This is a genomic window from Yersinia rochesterensis (assembly GCF_003600645.1).
GTDB lineage: Bacteria > Pseudomonadota > Gammaproteobacteria > Enterobacterales > Enterobacteriaceae > Yersinia > Yersinia rochesterensis.
The window spans coordinates 1330744-1346033 of sequence record NZ_CP032482.1 but is presented as its reverse complement, the minus strand read 5'-3'; the positions used below and the strand labels follow the sequence as shown (position 1 = coordinate 1346033).

Below are 15290 nucleotides of genomic sequence, written 5' to 3'. Positions count from 1 at the left end.
CTTCATTTAGTTAATTTTTACTGCACTGTGCGAAACAGCAGGGTCAGTAGAATCGGCGCTGCCACCTACACTGTCTTCAACAGGAATATCTTCAAATCCCAGTAAAAGTGTCGTGACGAAAGAGATAACTATTGCCAGAACCATGACGCCAAACACCCATACAATACTCATTGGATTAGCCGGATCGAAGAACTGAACACTGGTAAATAACCCAGGCGAAGCCATGGAATGGCTAGCTAACCCGCCAATTCCGGCCACCGCGCCACAGATAAATCCACTGATAAGGCTGGCGATTAATGGGCGTTTGAGCCGCAACGCCACTCCATAAAGTGCCGGTTCAGAGATACCCGCTACAATCGCTGAAGCTGCGGCGGCCAACGCCGTTTGCCGCAACTCCGGATTTTTGGTGCGCCAGGCAACCGCCAGAGATGAGCCGCCCAATGACAGATTTGCACCAATTTCCGATGGCATCACCATGCCCTCTTTCCCTGTCTCGGCAATGGTCTGAATAATGGTCGGCGTAAAGACACGGTGCATGCCAGTCATGACCAATAATGGCCAGAGCGCGCCCATAATCGCCACAGAGAGCCAACCCAGATAATCATGAACGGTATAGACCAAAGAAGAAATGCCGCTACCAATCCATATTCCCAATGGCCCAATAAACATAATGGCAATAGGCGCTGAAATCAGCACGATCAGCATCGGTTTAAGGAAGTTTTTAGTCACTGCAGGAGTGATATGGTCAACCCATCGCTCAATATAAGACAGCAACCAAGTCATACAAAGTGCCGGGATAACCGTGTAGGTATACTTCACCGCAGTGACAGTTACGCCCATAAATTCAACATGTTGGCCTTGCGCGGCTTTTGCCATTAAATCAATAAAGGCTGGATGAACCAATACCCCGGCAATAGCGATAGCCAGCGACATATTGGTTTTGAATTTTATCGCCGCAGAAGCCGCCACCATCACTGGCAGGAAGAAGAAAGCACCATCACCAATGACATTGAGAATAATGAGAGTTGATGAGCCTTTCTCAAAGATGCCGGTCATATCCAGTATCATCGCCAGCAGTTTCACCATGGAGCCGCCGATGATGGCAGGAATCAAAGGTGACATGGTGCCAATCAATGCATCCAGTATCCCTGCCCCTATTCGCTTTAAGGTGATTTTATTCTTCTGGGGCAGCGCGTTTGCCGGTAATGCGCCTTCCGGGAGCAGTTTCATCACTTCAGCAAAGGCATAGCTCACATTATTGCCAATGATAACCTGGCACTGATTCTCACTATGTACTACACCCAGCACACCGGTTATAGCCTTCAACTTAGCCAAATCAACCGCACTTGCATCATTGAGTACAAAGCGTAAACGCGTCATACAATGAGTCACAGCCCCGATATTATTGGCCCCACCAATAGCATCAACGATTTGCTGTGATACTGCGGCATAATTTTTTGACATGAGTAACAACTCCCCGTAATGGCACGCGCCGAGCTAAGTGTCCTTTCTGTGCTGAGATAAAATTCCCCATCGCCACAAATCCACAGTTAGCCATTAAATTCATATAGTTATACATTATTCATTGACCGGAAAGGTGTTGTCACTAGCCATTCCCTGACACATAGGTAACCGGTTCCACATGAGAATCTTAAAATATGAGGTAAAATTCAATAGATGAATTTATTCTATTTTAATTCTGTGATGGTGATCGATATCAGAATCTTGCAAACGGGTATGGTTCGCAGCGACGGCCAAGTCACGAATGCCGCTAACTCTTCTGCAATTTCAAGGGCGAAGAGTATAGAATGACAATAATTTCAACGTGTCAGGAAGGGCCTATGTCTACAATGCAAGAAGTGGCAAAGAAAGCCGGTGTTTCAAAAGCCACTGTTTCGCGGGTTTTGTCGGGCAAAGGCTATGTCAGTGATGCAACTAAAAATCAGGTTTTTAAAGCGATTGAAGAGACTGGATATCGGCCAAATTTACTGGCGAGAAATCTGGCGACAAACAAGTCCGAATGCATCGGATTAGTGGTAACCAATACCCTGTATAACGGCAGTTACTTTAATGAAATACTGTCTCAGGCAGCGCAAAAATTAGAAAATAATGGCCGTCAGTTGGTACTGGTTGATGGGAAACACAGTGCGGAAGAAGAACAAGATGCCATTCAATTTCTCCTCGATTTACGCTGTGATGCCATAATCATTTATCCCCGGTTTTTAACTGTTGATGCTATGGATCTGATTATTGATAAATATAAACAGCCGATTATGGTGGTTAACAGAAAACTGCGAAAAAATCATAGCCATTGCATTTTCTGTGATCATAAAGGCTCGAGCTATAATGCAACTAAATATCTTATTGACCAAGGTCATCATGATATCGCCTTTATTACGGGTTCACTTGATTCACCTACTGCCATTGAGCGGCTTTCTGGATATAAAGCAGCATTAACTGAATTTTCGCTGCCAGTTCAAGATAAACTTATCGTGCAAGGCAAATGGACACCAGCAAGTGGTGCAACGGCGATTGAGTCTTTATTAACCAGTCAGTTACCTTTCAGCGCAATTATCGCCAGTAATGATGATATGGCCATTGGGGCGATGAAGAAATTAAATGAAGCCGGTTTAAAAGTCCCTGAGGATATTTCCATCATTGGGTTTGATAATATTCCTATTGCACCTTTCCTGCTCCCGCCATTATCCAGTATTAAAGACCCCGTCAGTGGCATGATAAATGAAGTCATTAATCGGCTGATATCCATGCTAGATGGCGGATATTTATCAAATGAAAATATATTCCAATCTGAATTACTCATCAGAGATTCTGTCAATAAAGGGCCTTTTTTTAACTCACCCAAAATAAAATAGCGATTATTGACTATAACATGAGCAATAAAAAAGGAGCCAAAGGCTCCTTCAAATAAAGCAACAAAGGTTATTTAACCCGAACACCTTCGACTGACAGAATAAGTTCAACTTCCTGTGAAGCTGGGCCTAAGTCAGTGGTGATATTAAAGTCTTTCAGTTTAATATTACCATTAGCTTCAAAACCGGCACGATAACCGCCCCATGGGTCATTACCCTGCCCAGTTAGTTTACTTTCCAAGGTCACTGGTTTAGTGACGCCATTTAATGTCAGATTACCAACCACAGTATAGCCTTCGGCATTTTTCTTCACTTCGGTAGACTCAAATGTCGCCTGTGGGAATTTACTGACATTCAGAAATTCTTTACTGCGCAGATGTTTATCACGCTCAGCATGATTGGTATCAACGCTATTAGTGTTGATCACCACATTGACTTTATCAGCCGCAGGATCTTTCTCATCAAAAGTGAAAGACCCATCGAAATCATTAAAACTGCCATATAACCAGCTATAGCCTAAGTGTTTAATCCGAAACTCAATAAAGGCGTGTTGACCTTCTTTATCAAATTTATATTCGGCGGCTACAGCGCTACCTGCGGTAAACATCAGTGCGCCTACAGTCAGGCCCAAGAGGGTCTTATTAAACATGCTTAATTCTCCATAATACAGTTGGTTAATCGGTGCTACGTCCCAGCATCCGTTTGAGGGTAATATCACCATCAATAACATGGTGTTTAATTGCGGCGAGTCCATGTAATAGTGAAAGCACTACAACAGCCCAGGCCAGATAAAGATGTACGGTACCAGCGGTATCAGCTTGATCAGGTAAACCCGTTAATGTGGCAGGAACAGCAAACCAGCCAAACACATTGATTGATTGCCCATCAGCCGTCGAGATTAAATAACCACTAAACATAATACAAAATAAAACAATATATAAAACCAGATGCGCTAATAACGCGCTAACGCGCTGGTGAATCCCCAGAAAAAAGGACAGGCATAGAGAAAATATGATCTACTGATTGTGCAACCAATTCAGCGAGATCAACTCTATGCCTGCCCGTAAAGTATGCCAGAACTTTTTCCGGGGCGCTTTAGCCCCGTTTCATCAATATCGTCAAAATGCCCTGATTGATGCAACCGTTGCATTGACGCGTGGCGCTTCTCTGACCCTGACCAGTATCGGACGCCATCTGCCGGGAACCGCTCAGGTAAAACACAAGATAAAACGGGTTGACCGGCTGTTAGGTAATACGGCTCTTCACCATGACATCCCTCTGATATTTCGTAATATTACTTCGTTACTTACGCGCCGACTTCCCTGGTGTGTTATTGCTGTTGACTGGAGTGGTTATCCCTCACAGGCATTCCACGTCTTACGCGCCAGCCTGATTTGTGATGGTCGTTCCATCCCGTTAATGAGCCAAATTGTTCCCTCGCATAACCAACAGAATGCATTGATACAAAAAGAGTTCCTGAATTCTATCGCCACCGCTATTGCGCCTGATAAAAAGGTACTCATCGTCACTGACGCCGGTTTTCAAAATGCCTGGTTTCACCATATTAAATCATTGGGTTGGGATTTTATCGGGCGAGTCAGAGGCAATATCCAGCTCCGGCTGGATAAAAAAGGTGAGCACTGGTTCAGGCGGCAGGAATTATCGGCCAGTGGCCAACCTGAATATCTGGGGCCGGGGACACTCGCACGTGCAGAATATGCCCGCTGTGATGGTCACTTTTACCTGCATAAAAAGGAACCCAAAGGGCGGCAGAATAAACGTGCCCGTTGCCGGATATCTCGCTATTCGCAGGAGCGGGACGGACGCGCCGCAGCAAAAGAACCGTGGCTTATTTTTAGCAGTACAGAGGAGTTTAAACCACGTGAAGTCATGAAGTTATACAGTCGCAGGATGCAGATAGAGCAGAATTTTCGCGATGAGAAAAGTGAACGTTTTGGCTTTGGGCTTCGCGCCAGTCACAGCCGCACAGCGGGGCGTATACTGGTGTTAAGTCTTCTGGCAACGTTAAGCACGGCAGTATTATGGTTACTTGGCTATCATGCTGAAAATAAAGGGTTACATCTGAGGTATCAGGCTAACAGCCTTAAGTCACGACGGGTTATATCTTATCTGACATTAGCGGAGAATATCTTGCGACACTCTCCGCTAATTTTAACGCGAACAGCACTGGATGCAGTTCTTAATCACCTCGCCAAAACCTACCGAAGTATGGTGTTGGTTTATTAGCGCTGAATTAGTGGGGATCCCTCAGCGCTAACGCGTGTAAAGCGGCTATAACTTAATAATGGCTTTGGGGTGGCGAAATAAAGCGCCAGATGACCCTAAATAACATTACAGCAAATAATATACAGCCAATACTTTTATGTATCTCTGGCGCCTGATGATACCAGCCATCGTAGTAGCCTAAAGTCACCATCCATAAACCAAGCGCAAACAGTGAATATACTGTTAATGCCACCAGCCAGTGGACACTAATAGTGATGCGGCCAAACTGCTCCTTGGTATTTTTCCAAAGCATAATGATTCCCTTTTGCTCAATTCATAGAGCAATAGTCAAACATTATTAAATATAAAATCAACACTTATTTGACATAAGATATATTTTTGTAACTGCGGTCAGTTATTTTGCAACAGATGATTATTAGTCAGTCAATATAACTGTCGGACTTTACTTAACCTGACATATACCCGTCATACTTCAAGCTGCATGTGCGTTGGCTACCTTCGTTCACCCCAGTCACTTACTTGTGTAAGCTCCTGGGGATTTACTCTCTTGCCGCTTTCCTGCGACTCGAATTATTTAGGGTATATTTGAGATGAAGATAACCCTTTAACTGAGAAGACAATTACTGAGGAGACTGTTGCAGTGTCCAGTTCAATACCTGTGAGGCCAACTGATCACTTGCCAAGCCAAAGGCCGCCACCACTTCATTCATCTGCGCACCGTTAATAGGCTGGCGAACTTCAAAATGGCGAGTCGCCATAATTCTGCGATCTGAAATCCTCACCAGCCGGGCATCAAAACGGATCAATACTTCACTGTTACCCGCTTGATACACGCCCTGAAATGCCGATAAGTCGCCACTCAACTCCACATCAGCTTGAAGACTATCATCATCACTGCTGACGGCGGGAATTCGGCCATCAGTGCGGAATTCTTGAATCAGGCGATTACGCACCAAAATAGGCGCGGGATCAGTCCAACGCGAATTTTTGTAGACTGCAATTTCCTGCCCCTCGGGCTGAACAGCAATACGCGAGCTATTAATAAACTGGTTGGTCGCCGGTTGTGAAACCCGCAGTGACCAATTCACTGTCTGCGCGCGCGGTGCATTTGCCGCTGGGGGTACCGGCAGCAGATAAACCTGGGATATCGGCGCAGTCGGTAAAATAGTGCAAGCTGACAGTAACATCGCCAGCGTGGATAACATCAACAGCCCGATGCGGCGGCCCGCAAAGCGCATTATCTTCAGAGATATCATCGAGGCGTAAACTCCTGTGTTCTTTCACGACCACGCAGCAGAGCCGCAGGGTTTTCTTCCAAACGGGAAACGGCAGCTCGCAATGTCGCTAATGTTCTGCGTAATTCATCAACAGCTGGCCCCAATTCATTCATCCCTTGCATACCATTATTGAGTGAAGTTTGATTTTCACTGACCAATTTATTAAGGATAATGCTGGTATTTTGCAATGATGCCATGGTCTTAGCGGCATCATTAACCAGTTGTTTGCCCTGCCCGTCCATCAAGCCATTGGCATTGCGCAGTAAGCGGTTGGTTTGTGTCAGTGTCTCATTGGCCTGTTTGCTGGCTTGCGCTAACTGTTGCAGCATGGTGCGAATATCTTGGCGTTGATCAGCGACAGTCTGGGTGACAAGCGCGAGATTATCCAACGTGGTGATAAGTCGCTTTTGATTATCAGGCGCCAGTAGTTGGTTCAACCGCATCAGCACTTCATTGGCGTTACTCATGAAATTCTCACCATTAGCCAGCAATTGGCTCATCGGTGACGGGGTGGCGATAATGACAGGAATTTCGCCATTTTCACCCTCCAATAGCGGGCTTGACGGGGTGCTGCTACTAAATTGAATATTTGAGGTGCCAGTGATTCCTGCAACTGTCAGCCGGGCTTGAGTATCTTCGCGGATAGGCGTCGAAGCAGACACACGAACACGCGCCCAAACCTTATTGGGGTTTTCGCTGTCCAAACGCAACTGAATTACTTCGCCCACCCGAATGCCACTGTATTGCACGATGCTGCCCTGAGACAGCCCGCTCACCGGCTCATTGAAGACGATATCGTATAGCTTGAACTGGCGATTAGAACCGGCGTTGGTCAGCCATAGGCAGAATAACAGTGCGGCGCTGACCACAATGAGAGTGAACAAACCAATGACAACATGGTGAGCACGGGTTTCCATTTACAACCTCTCTTCGCTATTAATCGCTGCCGCCGCCTGATAAGCAGCTCGCCCACGTGGGCCATGAAAATACGCTTGAATCCAATCATCATCAGTTGCAGCCACATTATCCAAGGTATCCACCACCAACACTTTCTTTTGTGACAACACGGCCACGCGGTCACACAGGGTATAGAGCGTATCCAGGTCGTGAGTGACCAGAAATACCGTCAAATTGAGTGCATCGCGCAAGGTGCGGATCAAACTGTCAAACGCCGCTGCACCAATAGGATCAAGGCCCGCCGTCGGCTCATCGAGAAATAGAATATCCGGGTCTAATGCCAACGCGCGGGCCAAAGCAACGCGTTTGACCATCCCGCCCGACAGTGAAGCGGGATATTTGCTGCCGGCCCCCGGCGGTAACCCCGCCAATGCCAACTTAACTTGCGCTAACCGCTCGGCCTCGCCACGCGGCAAGCCTGCATTTTCGATGAGTGGCAAGGCCACGTTTTCCGTCACCGTCAAAGAGCTAAATAATGCGCCGCGTTGAAATAATACACCAAATCGGCGCTCAACCTGGGAACGGGCCAAGCCCGATAATGTCATTAAATCCTGGCCAAATACATGAATCTGCCCGGCGGTTGGGCGGCGTAACCCGACAATACTGCGCAACAACACCGACTTACCGGTGCCTGACCCGCCAACAACACCAAGAACTTCGCCGCGCTGCACATCAAGATTGAGATCTTGATGCACACACTGTGGGCCAAAGCTGTTAACCAGATTACGAATTTGAATGATTGGGTCTTGGGTTATTTGGCTCACCATCCCATCTCCATGAAAAATAGCGCTGCGACGGCATCAAGCAAAATCACCACAAAGATAGAATGCACCACACTGGTGGTGGTGTGCACCCCGACAGACTCAGCACTGCCAGTGACTTTGAACCCTTCAAGACAACCAATAATCGCAATCAGGAAGGCGAAAATGGGCGCTTTGCTTATCCCCACCAGAAAATGCTGCAATCCATTACTGTTTTGCATAATCGAGAGGAACATGGTGGGTGAAATATCGAGTGCTAAAGCGCAAACCACCATGCCGCCAAAAATGCCGCAAACCATGCCAATAAAGGTCAACATCGGTAGTGAAATCAACAACGCCAAGACTCGCGGCAACACCAATAACTCCACCGGATTTAACCCCAGAGTTTGGATGGCGTCGATTTCTTCATTGGCTTTCATCAGCCCGATTTCAGCCGTAAAGGCGCTGGCGGTACGCCCTGCCATCAAAATGGCGGTGAGCAGCACGGCAAACTCGCGCAGAAAAGAAAACACCACCAAATCGACGGTGAAAATACCCGCACCAAAAGTGGTTAATACCGTGGCCCCGAGGAAAGCAATAACCGCCCCGACCAGAAAAGTCAGCAGCATAATGATGGGAACTGCATTCAGGCCAATTTGTTGAATATTGGCAATCAGCGAAGTCATGCGCCAGCGTGAGGGCCGGAAAATAGTGCTAAATAAGGCCTCAAGTGTCAGGCCGAAAAAACCCAGCAACGATTTGATATCTTGCCATAAATTGTCCACCGACCGGCCGGTATTCGCCAATAACTCAAGCCAAAATGACGGCGATTTTTCTGATGGTTCGGCGGCTAAATCCGGCAAAACACGGCTCACTGTTTCCAGCAAAATGCGGCGTTCTTCTGGCAACTTAGGGGCCAGTTCACGCAGATGGCTGATGCGCGCCTCACCCAGCAGCAAGGCTAATAAAGTGGCACCCGCAGTGTCCAAAGCGCCCAATTGGTTGAGATCAAAGACCACTGATGGGGGCGGATTAGTGCGAAACTGCGCCACGACCGGTTCTAAATCACGGTAATGCGCCAGCACCCAATCCCCTTTAATAGAGACCCGGACAGGTTGAGCTGAGCTGTCGATATCGAGTTGTGTTGTGAAAAGCCGCGCGGTCATAGAAAAAGCCTTACTCTTTATTGGAATACGGTTTTGATACTATTTAGCCTATAAAAACTATTTAGCTATAAAAACTATTTAGCTATCAAAACTATCCAGCTATCAAAACTCACACCGCTACCTTAAGTAGGTATATCACACACTTTACTCAGTGTAATGGCTAAAGAGTAAGGACTATTTATTTACTGAGAATTTAACCTCTGGCGGCTAATTTGTGGCGTTGTCACGCGGAGCTTTTTCCCACTGCGACACGCGCTGTCCCGGCATGGCGAACCACACAATAACGGCAAGCAGAATCAACAAAATGCTGGCGGTGCCCAAGACCAAACTGTGCGAAGCGGAGAAAGCTAGCTTTGCACTATTGAGTAGAGCTTCATAACCACCAAGGTTATTCACCACCTGAATAGTTTCGCTAATGGAGGCTCTGGCCTGCTCGACTAAACTCAGCGGCAAATCCTCTGGTAGCACAATGGAGGCGGTATAGGCCCGCGATAGCATCAAACCAAAGATTGCCACCCCCAGCCCGGCACCCAATTCATAGGCCATGCCCTCGACCGCACCCGCCGCACCGGCTTTTTCAGGGGGTGCGGCACTCATGATTGCCGCAGTGGAAGCCAATAGAGAAGCTTCAATACTGAAACCGAGCAATATCATCCACCCCCATGCCAGATAAACCTGCGTGGCAAAATCTGTCCAAGCCAATCCCAGAAAACTCAATGAACTCAATGCAATACCGGCACTGGCGACGGTGCGCAGCCCCAGTTTAGCCACTAACCAGCCCGATAGCGGCCCACTTACCCCGCTGGCTATCATCAGCGGCAGCAAAAATATCCCCGCTTCAAGTGGAGTTTTTCCTAACACAAATTGCAATTCTTGAGTCAGAAGTAATTCAAACCCCACCAGCGTTATCATCGCCGTCATCGCCATGACCATACCCACGGCGATAACTCGCTGACTTATCAGCCGAAAATCGATCATTGGAGCGGATGCCGATAATTGATGGCGTACAAAAGCAAATAACATCACGCCGCCCACCAATGCCGCCAGTGACGTCATCAGCGGATCGCCGTTACCGCGCAGCCCGGTTTTGGCGGCATAAACCAACATCAAGATCGCGGTCACCAATACCAATGCAGGGGCTAATTTCCACGTCTGTTCGGCGCGCATTGGCTGATGAGGAATAACCACCAATGTGGCAATGACTACCACAATAACAATGGGAATATTGATCAGGAAAACTGAGCCCCAATAAAAGTATTCCATTAATAGCCCGCCGACTAACGGCCCCATCGCCGCGCCCATGGTGCCGATAGCGACCCAAATCCCTAGCGCCAAAGCCCTTTCGCGTTCATCGGTAAAGATATGGCGCAGCGCAGATAAAGTGGCGGGCAGAATCATTGCCGCACCAATCGCCAAAAAGGCGCGCGCAGCAATTAACGCCGCCACCGAAGGTGCCAAAGCCGCCGCCAAAGAAGCCAAACCAAACAATACCGATCCCAGTAAAGCCAGGCGTTTAAAACCGATGCGGTCACCCAGCGCCCCCATCGGGAGTAATAAACAGGCCATCACCAATGAGTAAATATCAATAATCCACAGTAACTCACTACCGGTGGCCGCCAAGGCGATCCCCAGCCGCGGGGCAGCCACATGGAGCACTGTTGCATCAATAGAAACAGGGAGATACATCAGAATAATAACGTAGAAAATCATCCACTTTTTAGACATACAAACACTCAAATAAATAAAGTTGAACACCTGTTCAATTTTATAATAATAGCGGAAAGTTGAACTAACGTCCAATTCATCACATAATGATGAAAACACTAATGAGTCAGATAAAGGAATCTCTTTGGCCTATTTGAATCGTGAAGAGCGGCACAACACCATTTTGCAAGCAGCGATGCGTGTTGCAATCACCGAGGGGATGGCCGCCACTACCGTGCGCCGTGTCGCCAGTGAAGCGGGGGTGGCTATCGGGCAAGTGCATCATCACTTTTCGTCCGTTTCGCGGCTGCGGGCTGATGCTTTTCTATTATTAGTGAAACAATCTTTGGCCGCTTTTGCGCTAGACAGCCAAAACTTACCTGCCCACGAGCGAGTGCTCTTGGTATTGGGCTATCCGCAAGATGAAGCCGGCAAACGCGAAACCCGGTTATGGAATGAAATCTCGATACTCGCCGAGCGCGATGACTTGATTAAAGCGGCCTGCGCTACCTCAATGTCGGATTGGCATCAGGCCACCGTCGAAGTGATTAATGCAGGAATAGCCAATAATGAATTCCGCTCTGATATCAATGCCAGTGATATCGCATGGCGCTTGATTGGGCTGGTCTGTGGTCTGGATGGATTGACACAATTAACCGAATTAGGTTTTTCCGAAGCCGAGATCCTGCGCCATCTGGCGGTCATGATAAAAACTGAGTTACTCAAAAACACTTAACTTAACACCAGCCTCAGCCGGTCTCTTATCACAGGTTTGACTCGAGACACCGGCCATGCTGGTTATATATCCACCCATTCCCAACGTCATTGGCGTTGTAGCACGATGGTGAAAACTGCTGCAACATCAAGGAAGAAAGGGATTATTGAGAGCCAACTATGACTCAACAATCTACTGTCGCCGATGTTATCTATTATAACGGCACGATTTACACGGCTGATGCCAATAACCAGGTTTGCAGCGCTATCGCACTGGGCCAGGGCTATATTCTGGCGACTGGCGGTGACGAACTGATCCCCCAGTTCTCTTCCCCGAAAACTCAACTTATCGATCTGGCGGGTAAGTTTATGATGCCCGGCCTTATCGATAGCCATATGCACCCCTTTTGGGGCGGTAAGCAGCTGATTGGTTGTAATCTTAATTATGCGGCACTGAGTGTTGAGCAGACGTTGGATATCATCCAGCAACATCTCGATAGTGACCCGTTTAAGGGCGAAAATGACTGGCTAACCGTCCGCGCCTGGCAACGCCAAGCTATGACGCCGGTCGGGGCCGATATGAGCCGAGCCGCCCTCGATTCACTCAATACTCGTCGCCCGGTGGCTTTATTCTCAAATGACTGCCACACACTGGCGGCGAATAGCCGCGCGCTTGAGTTGCTGGGAATTGACGAAAACACTCCCATCCCGCCGGACGGCAAAATAGCCCGTGATGCGAACGGAAAACTCACCGGTATTTTGGAAGATGCGCCCGCCATGCGCGCTTTTGACAGCATTCCTTCTGCTACGCCAGAAAAAAATGTGCAGATTGCCGCCCATGTGCAACAAGTTTTGAATGCTCAGGGCGTCACAACAGTGATGGATACCCGTGTATTTTCCGAGCAATTAGTCGCTTTCCATCAATTATATCAACGCAATGAGCTGACTTTGCGGGTTCTGGGGGCCAAAGAAGTCACGCCAGATAGCCTACAAGGGCCGGAAGATGCCGCGCGCGTGGTGCAGGAAGTGGTGGAATTTGGCCGCCTATGGGGGAGTGATGAGTGGACACCGGCACCGGGATTTGCTGTTGATCACTTGAAACTGTTTATTGACGGCGTATTACAGCCGCCGACCATGACCGCCGCCCTGCTCGAACCTTATCGTGCCAATCACGGCACGGCTGAAAACCCAGACTGGCAGCCAACTGAGCACTATGGCGACCTCTATTTTACCGCGCCGGTGGTCAATGCGGTGATTCTGGAATGTGCCCGCGCCGGTCTTCATCCGCACACTCACACGGTGGGTGATGGTGCAATCGAAATGGTGCTGGACGCAGTGGAACAGATGCGCGCCGCCTTGCCGGGCAAAGATATTCGGCCGGGGCTTGCTCACAATGAGCTGGTGGCTCCCCATCAGTATGACCGTTTTGCCAAATTAGGGGCCACTGCGGTGCTCTCTTTCCAGTGGGGCGGCTTGCCGGGGGTGCTGATTGATGAAGAGCGCGAGATGCTGGGCGAAGCCCGTTTCCAACATATGGAGCCAGCGGCGCGTTTCCTCGATGCCGGGGCGCGTATTGCTTATGGTAGTGACTGGCCGATTGACCGCTTGGATGAATGGTACAATCTGCAAGTGGGGATGACCCGCCGTGCATGGCATCTTGACGGCAATCCTGCCGGCCCGCGGCTGGATAATGACCGCGACTTAACCCTGATTGAGACATTGCGCTCAGCGACCATTGATGCGGCTTATATGATTGCCAAAGAGCAATATATTGGTTCACTGGAAGCGGGCAAATTCGCCGACATTATCATTCTGAAAAATAACCTGTTTGAGCAGTCACCAGAGGTGATTTATCAAACTCAGGTAGAATCCACCTTAATCGGCGGTAAAGTGGTTTATCTGGCCGGATAAATAAGCATTAGCCCCCGAACCACTGGTGTAATTTGGTGATTCGGGGGATAAACAGGCCAAAATCAGCAGCAATTCCTATTAATAGTCTAATTCATCAATCTGGCGAATAACGCGGCAATACCAAGTCGGAAAGGTATTGGCTTTCAAACCTGTATCTCTTGTGTCAGAATCCGCTCCTTTATATTTTAAAGCTGTGAAATACAGCTTAGCGGTGCTTGTCCACACCAGGAGATGATACGGTAATGCCACAAAATATTCAGTTGCGCAGAGTGCTTAAAACCCCCGCGCTGGTCGCTTTCGGGCTTGCTTATATGGTGCCTTTGGGCGTATTTACGACCTACGGACAGGTGACTGTATTAAGTCAGGGGCATTTACCCATTGCCTACCTGGTTACCGTCGCCACCATTCTATTTACCGCCCTCAGTTATTGCCGGATGACTAGCGCCATGCCGCTATCAGGTTCCGCCTATTCTTACGTTCAGCGTAGTTTTGGTGGAAAAACCGGTTTTCTGGTGGGTTGGGCGCAAATTTTGGATTATCTGTTCCTGCCAATCCTTAACTATTTGGTTTTAGGCATTTTCTTGCACGAGGCATTCCCGGCGATCCCTGCTCCGGTCTTTATTATTGCGTCTATCGTCAGTGTCAGCCTGCTGAATATTCTGGGTGTGCGTCTGCTTACCTCAGTGAATTTCTCGCTGATCGCCGCACAGATGGTTTTTATCGTCTTATTTATTGCACTTTCTTTCAGTCAGGCGGATTTAAGCCCAGTGGCATTAATGAAGCCGCTACTGGTCAATGCTGGTGATATGTCGGGCTTATTATCCGGCGCTGCGGTGCTTTGTCTGGCATTCCTCGGTTTTGATGCCATTGCCACCATGGCAGAAGAAGCCCACGATGCTAAGCGCACCCTGCCCCGCGCCATTCTGTTCACGGTGATAAGCGCCGGTGCCATCTTTATTGCGGTGTCTTATGCTGCACACTTGGCTTATCCAGACTGGAAATCATTAATTCCTTATCAGGACACCGCCAGCCTGATTATCTCCGAGCATGTTGGCGGGAAGTGGATGTATAACTTCTTTATGGCCACTTACCTGACCGGCGTTTATGCTTCGGCGATGACCGCACAAACTAGCGTGTCGCGTATTTTCTATGCCATGGGGCGCGAAGGTGTGTTGCCGCGCAAAGTATTTTTCCATCTGCATCGCAAGTTCCATACACCCTGGCGCGCTATTTTATTCGTGGCGACCATCTCGCTGCTGGCGCTGTTCCTTGACCTGAATTTAGTGGTGTCGATGATAAGCTTTGGTGCGCTCGGCGCGTTCACTTTTGTGAATTTGAGTGTCATAAAACACTTTATTTTCAATGAGAAACGGCGCGGCGCTTCAGCCATGTTTAAATACGGGCTGTTGCCAATGATGGGGTTTGTGATGTCAGTCTGGCTGTGGGTTCACCTTGAACAGCGCGCGCTGGAAGTGGGCCTGCTGTGGTTGCTGGCGGGCTTTATTTACCTGCTTTGGCTCACTCGCGGTTGGCGTCAGTCCCCGCCATCGGTTCATCCGGATGATATTTCCCATCTGATAGATTAGTGAAAAGGGCCACTTAATGTGGCCCTAGTTTGAGATAAATGACAAAACAATTGATAGCTCAGTGAGTGAATGGTTTACCGCACCTAGGGGCACTCCGGCGGCCTAAGCCGCTACGACC

12 protein-coding genes and 2 pseudogenes are annotated in these 15290 nt (G+C 48.5%); 5 read left to right on the top strand and 9 right to left on the bottom strand.

Annotation, left to right across the window (positions count from 1 at the left end):
- Positions 1-6: 6 nt before the first annotated feature.
- Complete coding sequence (gene ascF, locus DXZ79_RS06290; protein ID WP_038634840.1) at positions 7-1464, bottom strand: PTS cellobiose/arbutin/salicin transporter subunit IIBC; 1458 nt, start codon at positions 1462-1464, stop codon at positions 7-9.
- A 377-nt stretch (positions 1465-1841) separates the two neighbouring features.
- Here ascF and DXZ79_RS06285 point away from each other — a divergent pair, with 377 nt between their 5' ends.
- Entirely contained in the window at positions 1842-2873 is a 1032-nt protein-coding gene (locus tag DXZ79_RS06285; protein WP_038634843.1) for a LacI family DNA-binding transcriptional regulator, read from the top strand.
- Positions 2874-2940: 67 nt separating this feature from the next.
- Here the strand turns inward: DXZ79_RS06285 and DXZ79_RS06280 are convergent, their stop codons facing one another.
- Complete coding sequence (locus DXZ79_RS06280; RefSeq protein WP_038634846.1) at positions 2941-3519, bottom strand: YceI family protein; 579 nt, start codon at positions 3517-3519, stop codon at positions 2941-2943.
- A 25-nt stretch (positions 3520-3544) separates the two neighbouring features.
- Positions 3545-3841 (bottom strand): annotated as a pseudogene (locus DXZ79_RS06275) (cytochrome b); the annotation flags it as partial.
- An 82-nt stretch (positions 3842-3923) separates the two neighbouring features.
- Here DXZ79_RS06275 and DXZ79_RS06270 point away from each other — a divergent pair.
- Positions 3924-5117, top strand: a complete 1194-nt coding sequence (locus tag DXZ79_RS06270) for an IS4 family transposase (RefSeq protein ID WP_120011132.1) — start codon at positions 3924-3926, stop codon at positions 5115-5117.
- Positions 5118-5140: 23 nt separating this feature from the next.
- Here the strand turns inward: DXZ79_RS06270 and DXZ79_RS06265 are convergent.
- From DXZ79_RS06265 to DXZ79_RS06240, 6 genes and pseudogenes are all read right to left on the bottom strand, one after another.
- Positions 5141-5409 (bottom strand): annotated as a pseudogene (locus DXZ79_RS06265) (cytochrome b); the annotation flags it as partial.
- Positions 5410-5737: 328 nt separating this feature from the next.
- Positions 5738-6373 (bottom strand): ABC-type transport auxiliary lipoprotein family protein, encoded by a 636-nt coding sequence (locus tag DXZ79_RS06260; RefSeq protein ID WP_038634852.1) that lies wholly within the window; start codon positions 6371-6373, stop codon positions 5738-5740.
- Entirely contained in the window at positions 6370-7311 is a 942-nt protein-coding gene (locus DXZ79_RS06255; RefSeq protein ID WP_038634855.1) for an MlaD family protein, read from the bottom strand. The genes DXZ79_RS06260 and DXZ79_RS06255 overlap by 4 nt, the downstream gene beginning before the upstream one ends.
- Positions 7312-8118 (bottom strand): ABC transporter ATP-binding protein, encoded by an 807-nt coding sequence (locus DXZ79_RS06250; RefSeq protein ID WP_038634858.1) that lies wholly within the window; start codon positions 8116-8118, stop codon positions 7312-7314.
- Positions 8112-9257: an MlaE family ABC transporter permease gene (locus tag DXZ79_RS06245; RefSeq protein ID WP_120011161.1), complete on the bottom strand. Its 1146-nt coding sequence runs from the start codon at positions 9255-9257 to the stop codon at positions 8112-8114. Before DXZ79_RS06245 ends, DXZ79_RS06250 begins: the two co-directional genes overlap by 7 nt.
- Positions 9258-9464: 207 nt before the next feature.
- Positions 9465-10982 carry a SmvA family efflux MFS transporter gene (locus DXZ79_RS06240; RefSeq protein WP_072089043.1) on the bottom strand — a complete coding sequence of 506 codons (1518 nt, stop codon included), beginning with the start codon at positions 10980-10982 and terminating at the stop codon, positions 9465-9467.
- Between the two features lie 124 nt (positions 10983-11106).
- On the opposite strand from DXZ79_RS06240, the gene DXZ79_RS06235 reads away from it, so the two are divergent.
- The 3 genes from DXZ79_RS06235 (at position 11107) to DXZ79_RS06225 (ending at position 15172) form a co-directional block, all read left to right on the top strand.
- Entirely contained in the window at positions 11107-11697 is a 591-nt protein-coding gene (locus DXZ79_RS06235; RefSeq protein WP_038634863.1) for a TetR family transcriptional regulator, read from the top strand.
- 158 nt (positions 11698-11855) lie between these two features.
- Complete coding sequence (locus DXZ79_RS06230) at positions 11856-13586, top strand: amidohydrolase (protein ID WP_038634866.1); 1731 nt, start codon at positions 11856-11858, stop codon at positions 13584-13586.
- 242 nt (positions 13587-13828) lie between these two features.
- Positions 13829-15172: an APC family permease gene (locus DXZ79_RS06225; RefSeq protein WP_038634869.1), complete on the top strand. Its 1344-nt coding sequence runs from the start codon at positions 13829-13831 to the stop codon at positions 15170-15172.
- The last annotated feature ends 118 nt before the right edge of the window (positions 15173-15290 follow it).

Bases quoted from the DNA above. Each gene is read 5' to 3' on its own strand.
- DXZ79_RS06260 (WP_038634852.1), bottom strand. From the start codon at position 6,373: ATGATATCTCTGAAGATAATGCGCTTTGCGGGCCGCCGCATCGGGCTG.
- DXZ79_RS06240 (WP_072089043.1), bottom strand. From the start codon at position 10,982: ATGTCTAAAAAGTGGATGATTTTCTACGTTATTATTCTGATGTATCTC.
- DXZ79_RS06225 (WP_038634869.1), top strand. From the start codon at position 13,829: ATGCCACAAAATATTCAGTTGCGCAGAGTGCTTAAAACCCCCGCGCTG.
- ascF (WP_038634840.1), bottom strand. From the start codon at position 1,464: ATGTCAAAAAATTATGCCGCAGTATCACAGCAAATCGTTGATGCTATT.
- DXZ79_RS06255 (WP_038634855.1), bottom strand. From the start codon at position 7,311: ATGGAAACCCGTGCTCACCATGTTGTCATTGGTTTGTTCACTCTCATT.
- DXZ79_RS06285 (WP_038634843.1), top strand. From the start codon at position 1,842: ATGTCTACAATGCAAGAAGTGGCAAAGAAAGCCGGTGTTTCAAAAGCC.
- DXZ79_RS06280 (WP_038634846.1), bottom strand. From the start codon at position 3,519: ATGTTTAATAAGACCCTCTTGGGCCTGACTGTAGGCGCACTGATGTTT.
- DXZ79_RS06250 (WP_038634858.1), bottom strand. From the start codon at position 8,118: ATGGTGAGCCAAATAACCCAAGACCCAATCATTCAAATTCGTAATCTG.
- DXZ79_RS06270 (WP_120011132.1), top strand. From the start codon at position 3,924: ATGCCTGCCCGTAAAGTATGCCAGAACTTTTTCCGGGGCGCTTTAGCC.
- DXZ79_RS06245 (WP_120011161.1), bottom strand. From the start codon at position 9,257: ATGACCGCGCGGCTTTTCACAACACAACTCGATATCGACAGCTCAGCT.
- DXZ79_RS06230 (WP_038634866.1), top strand. From the start codon at position 11,856: ATGACTCAACAATCTACTGTCGCCGATGTTATCTATTATAACGGCACG.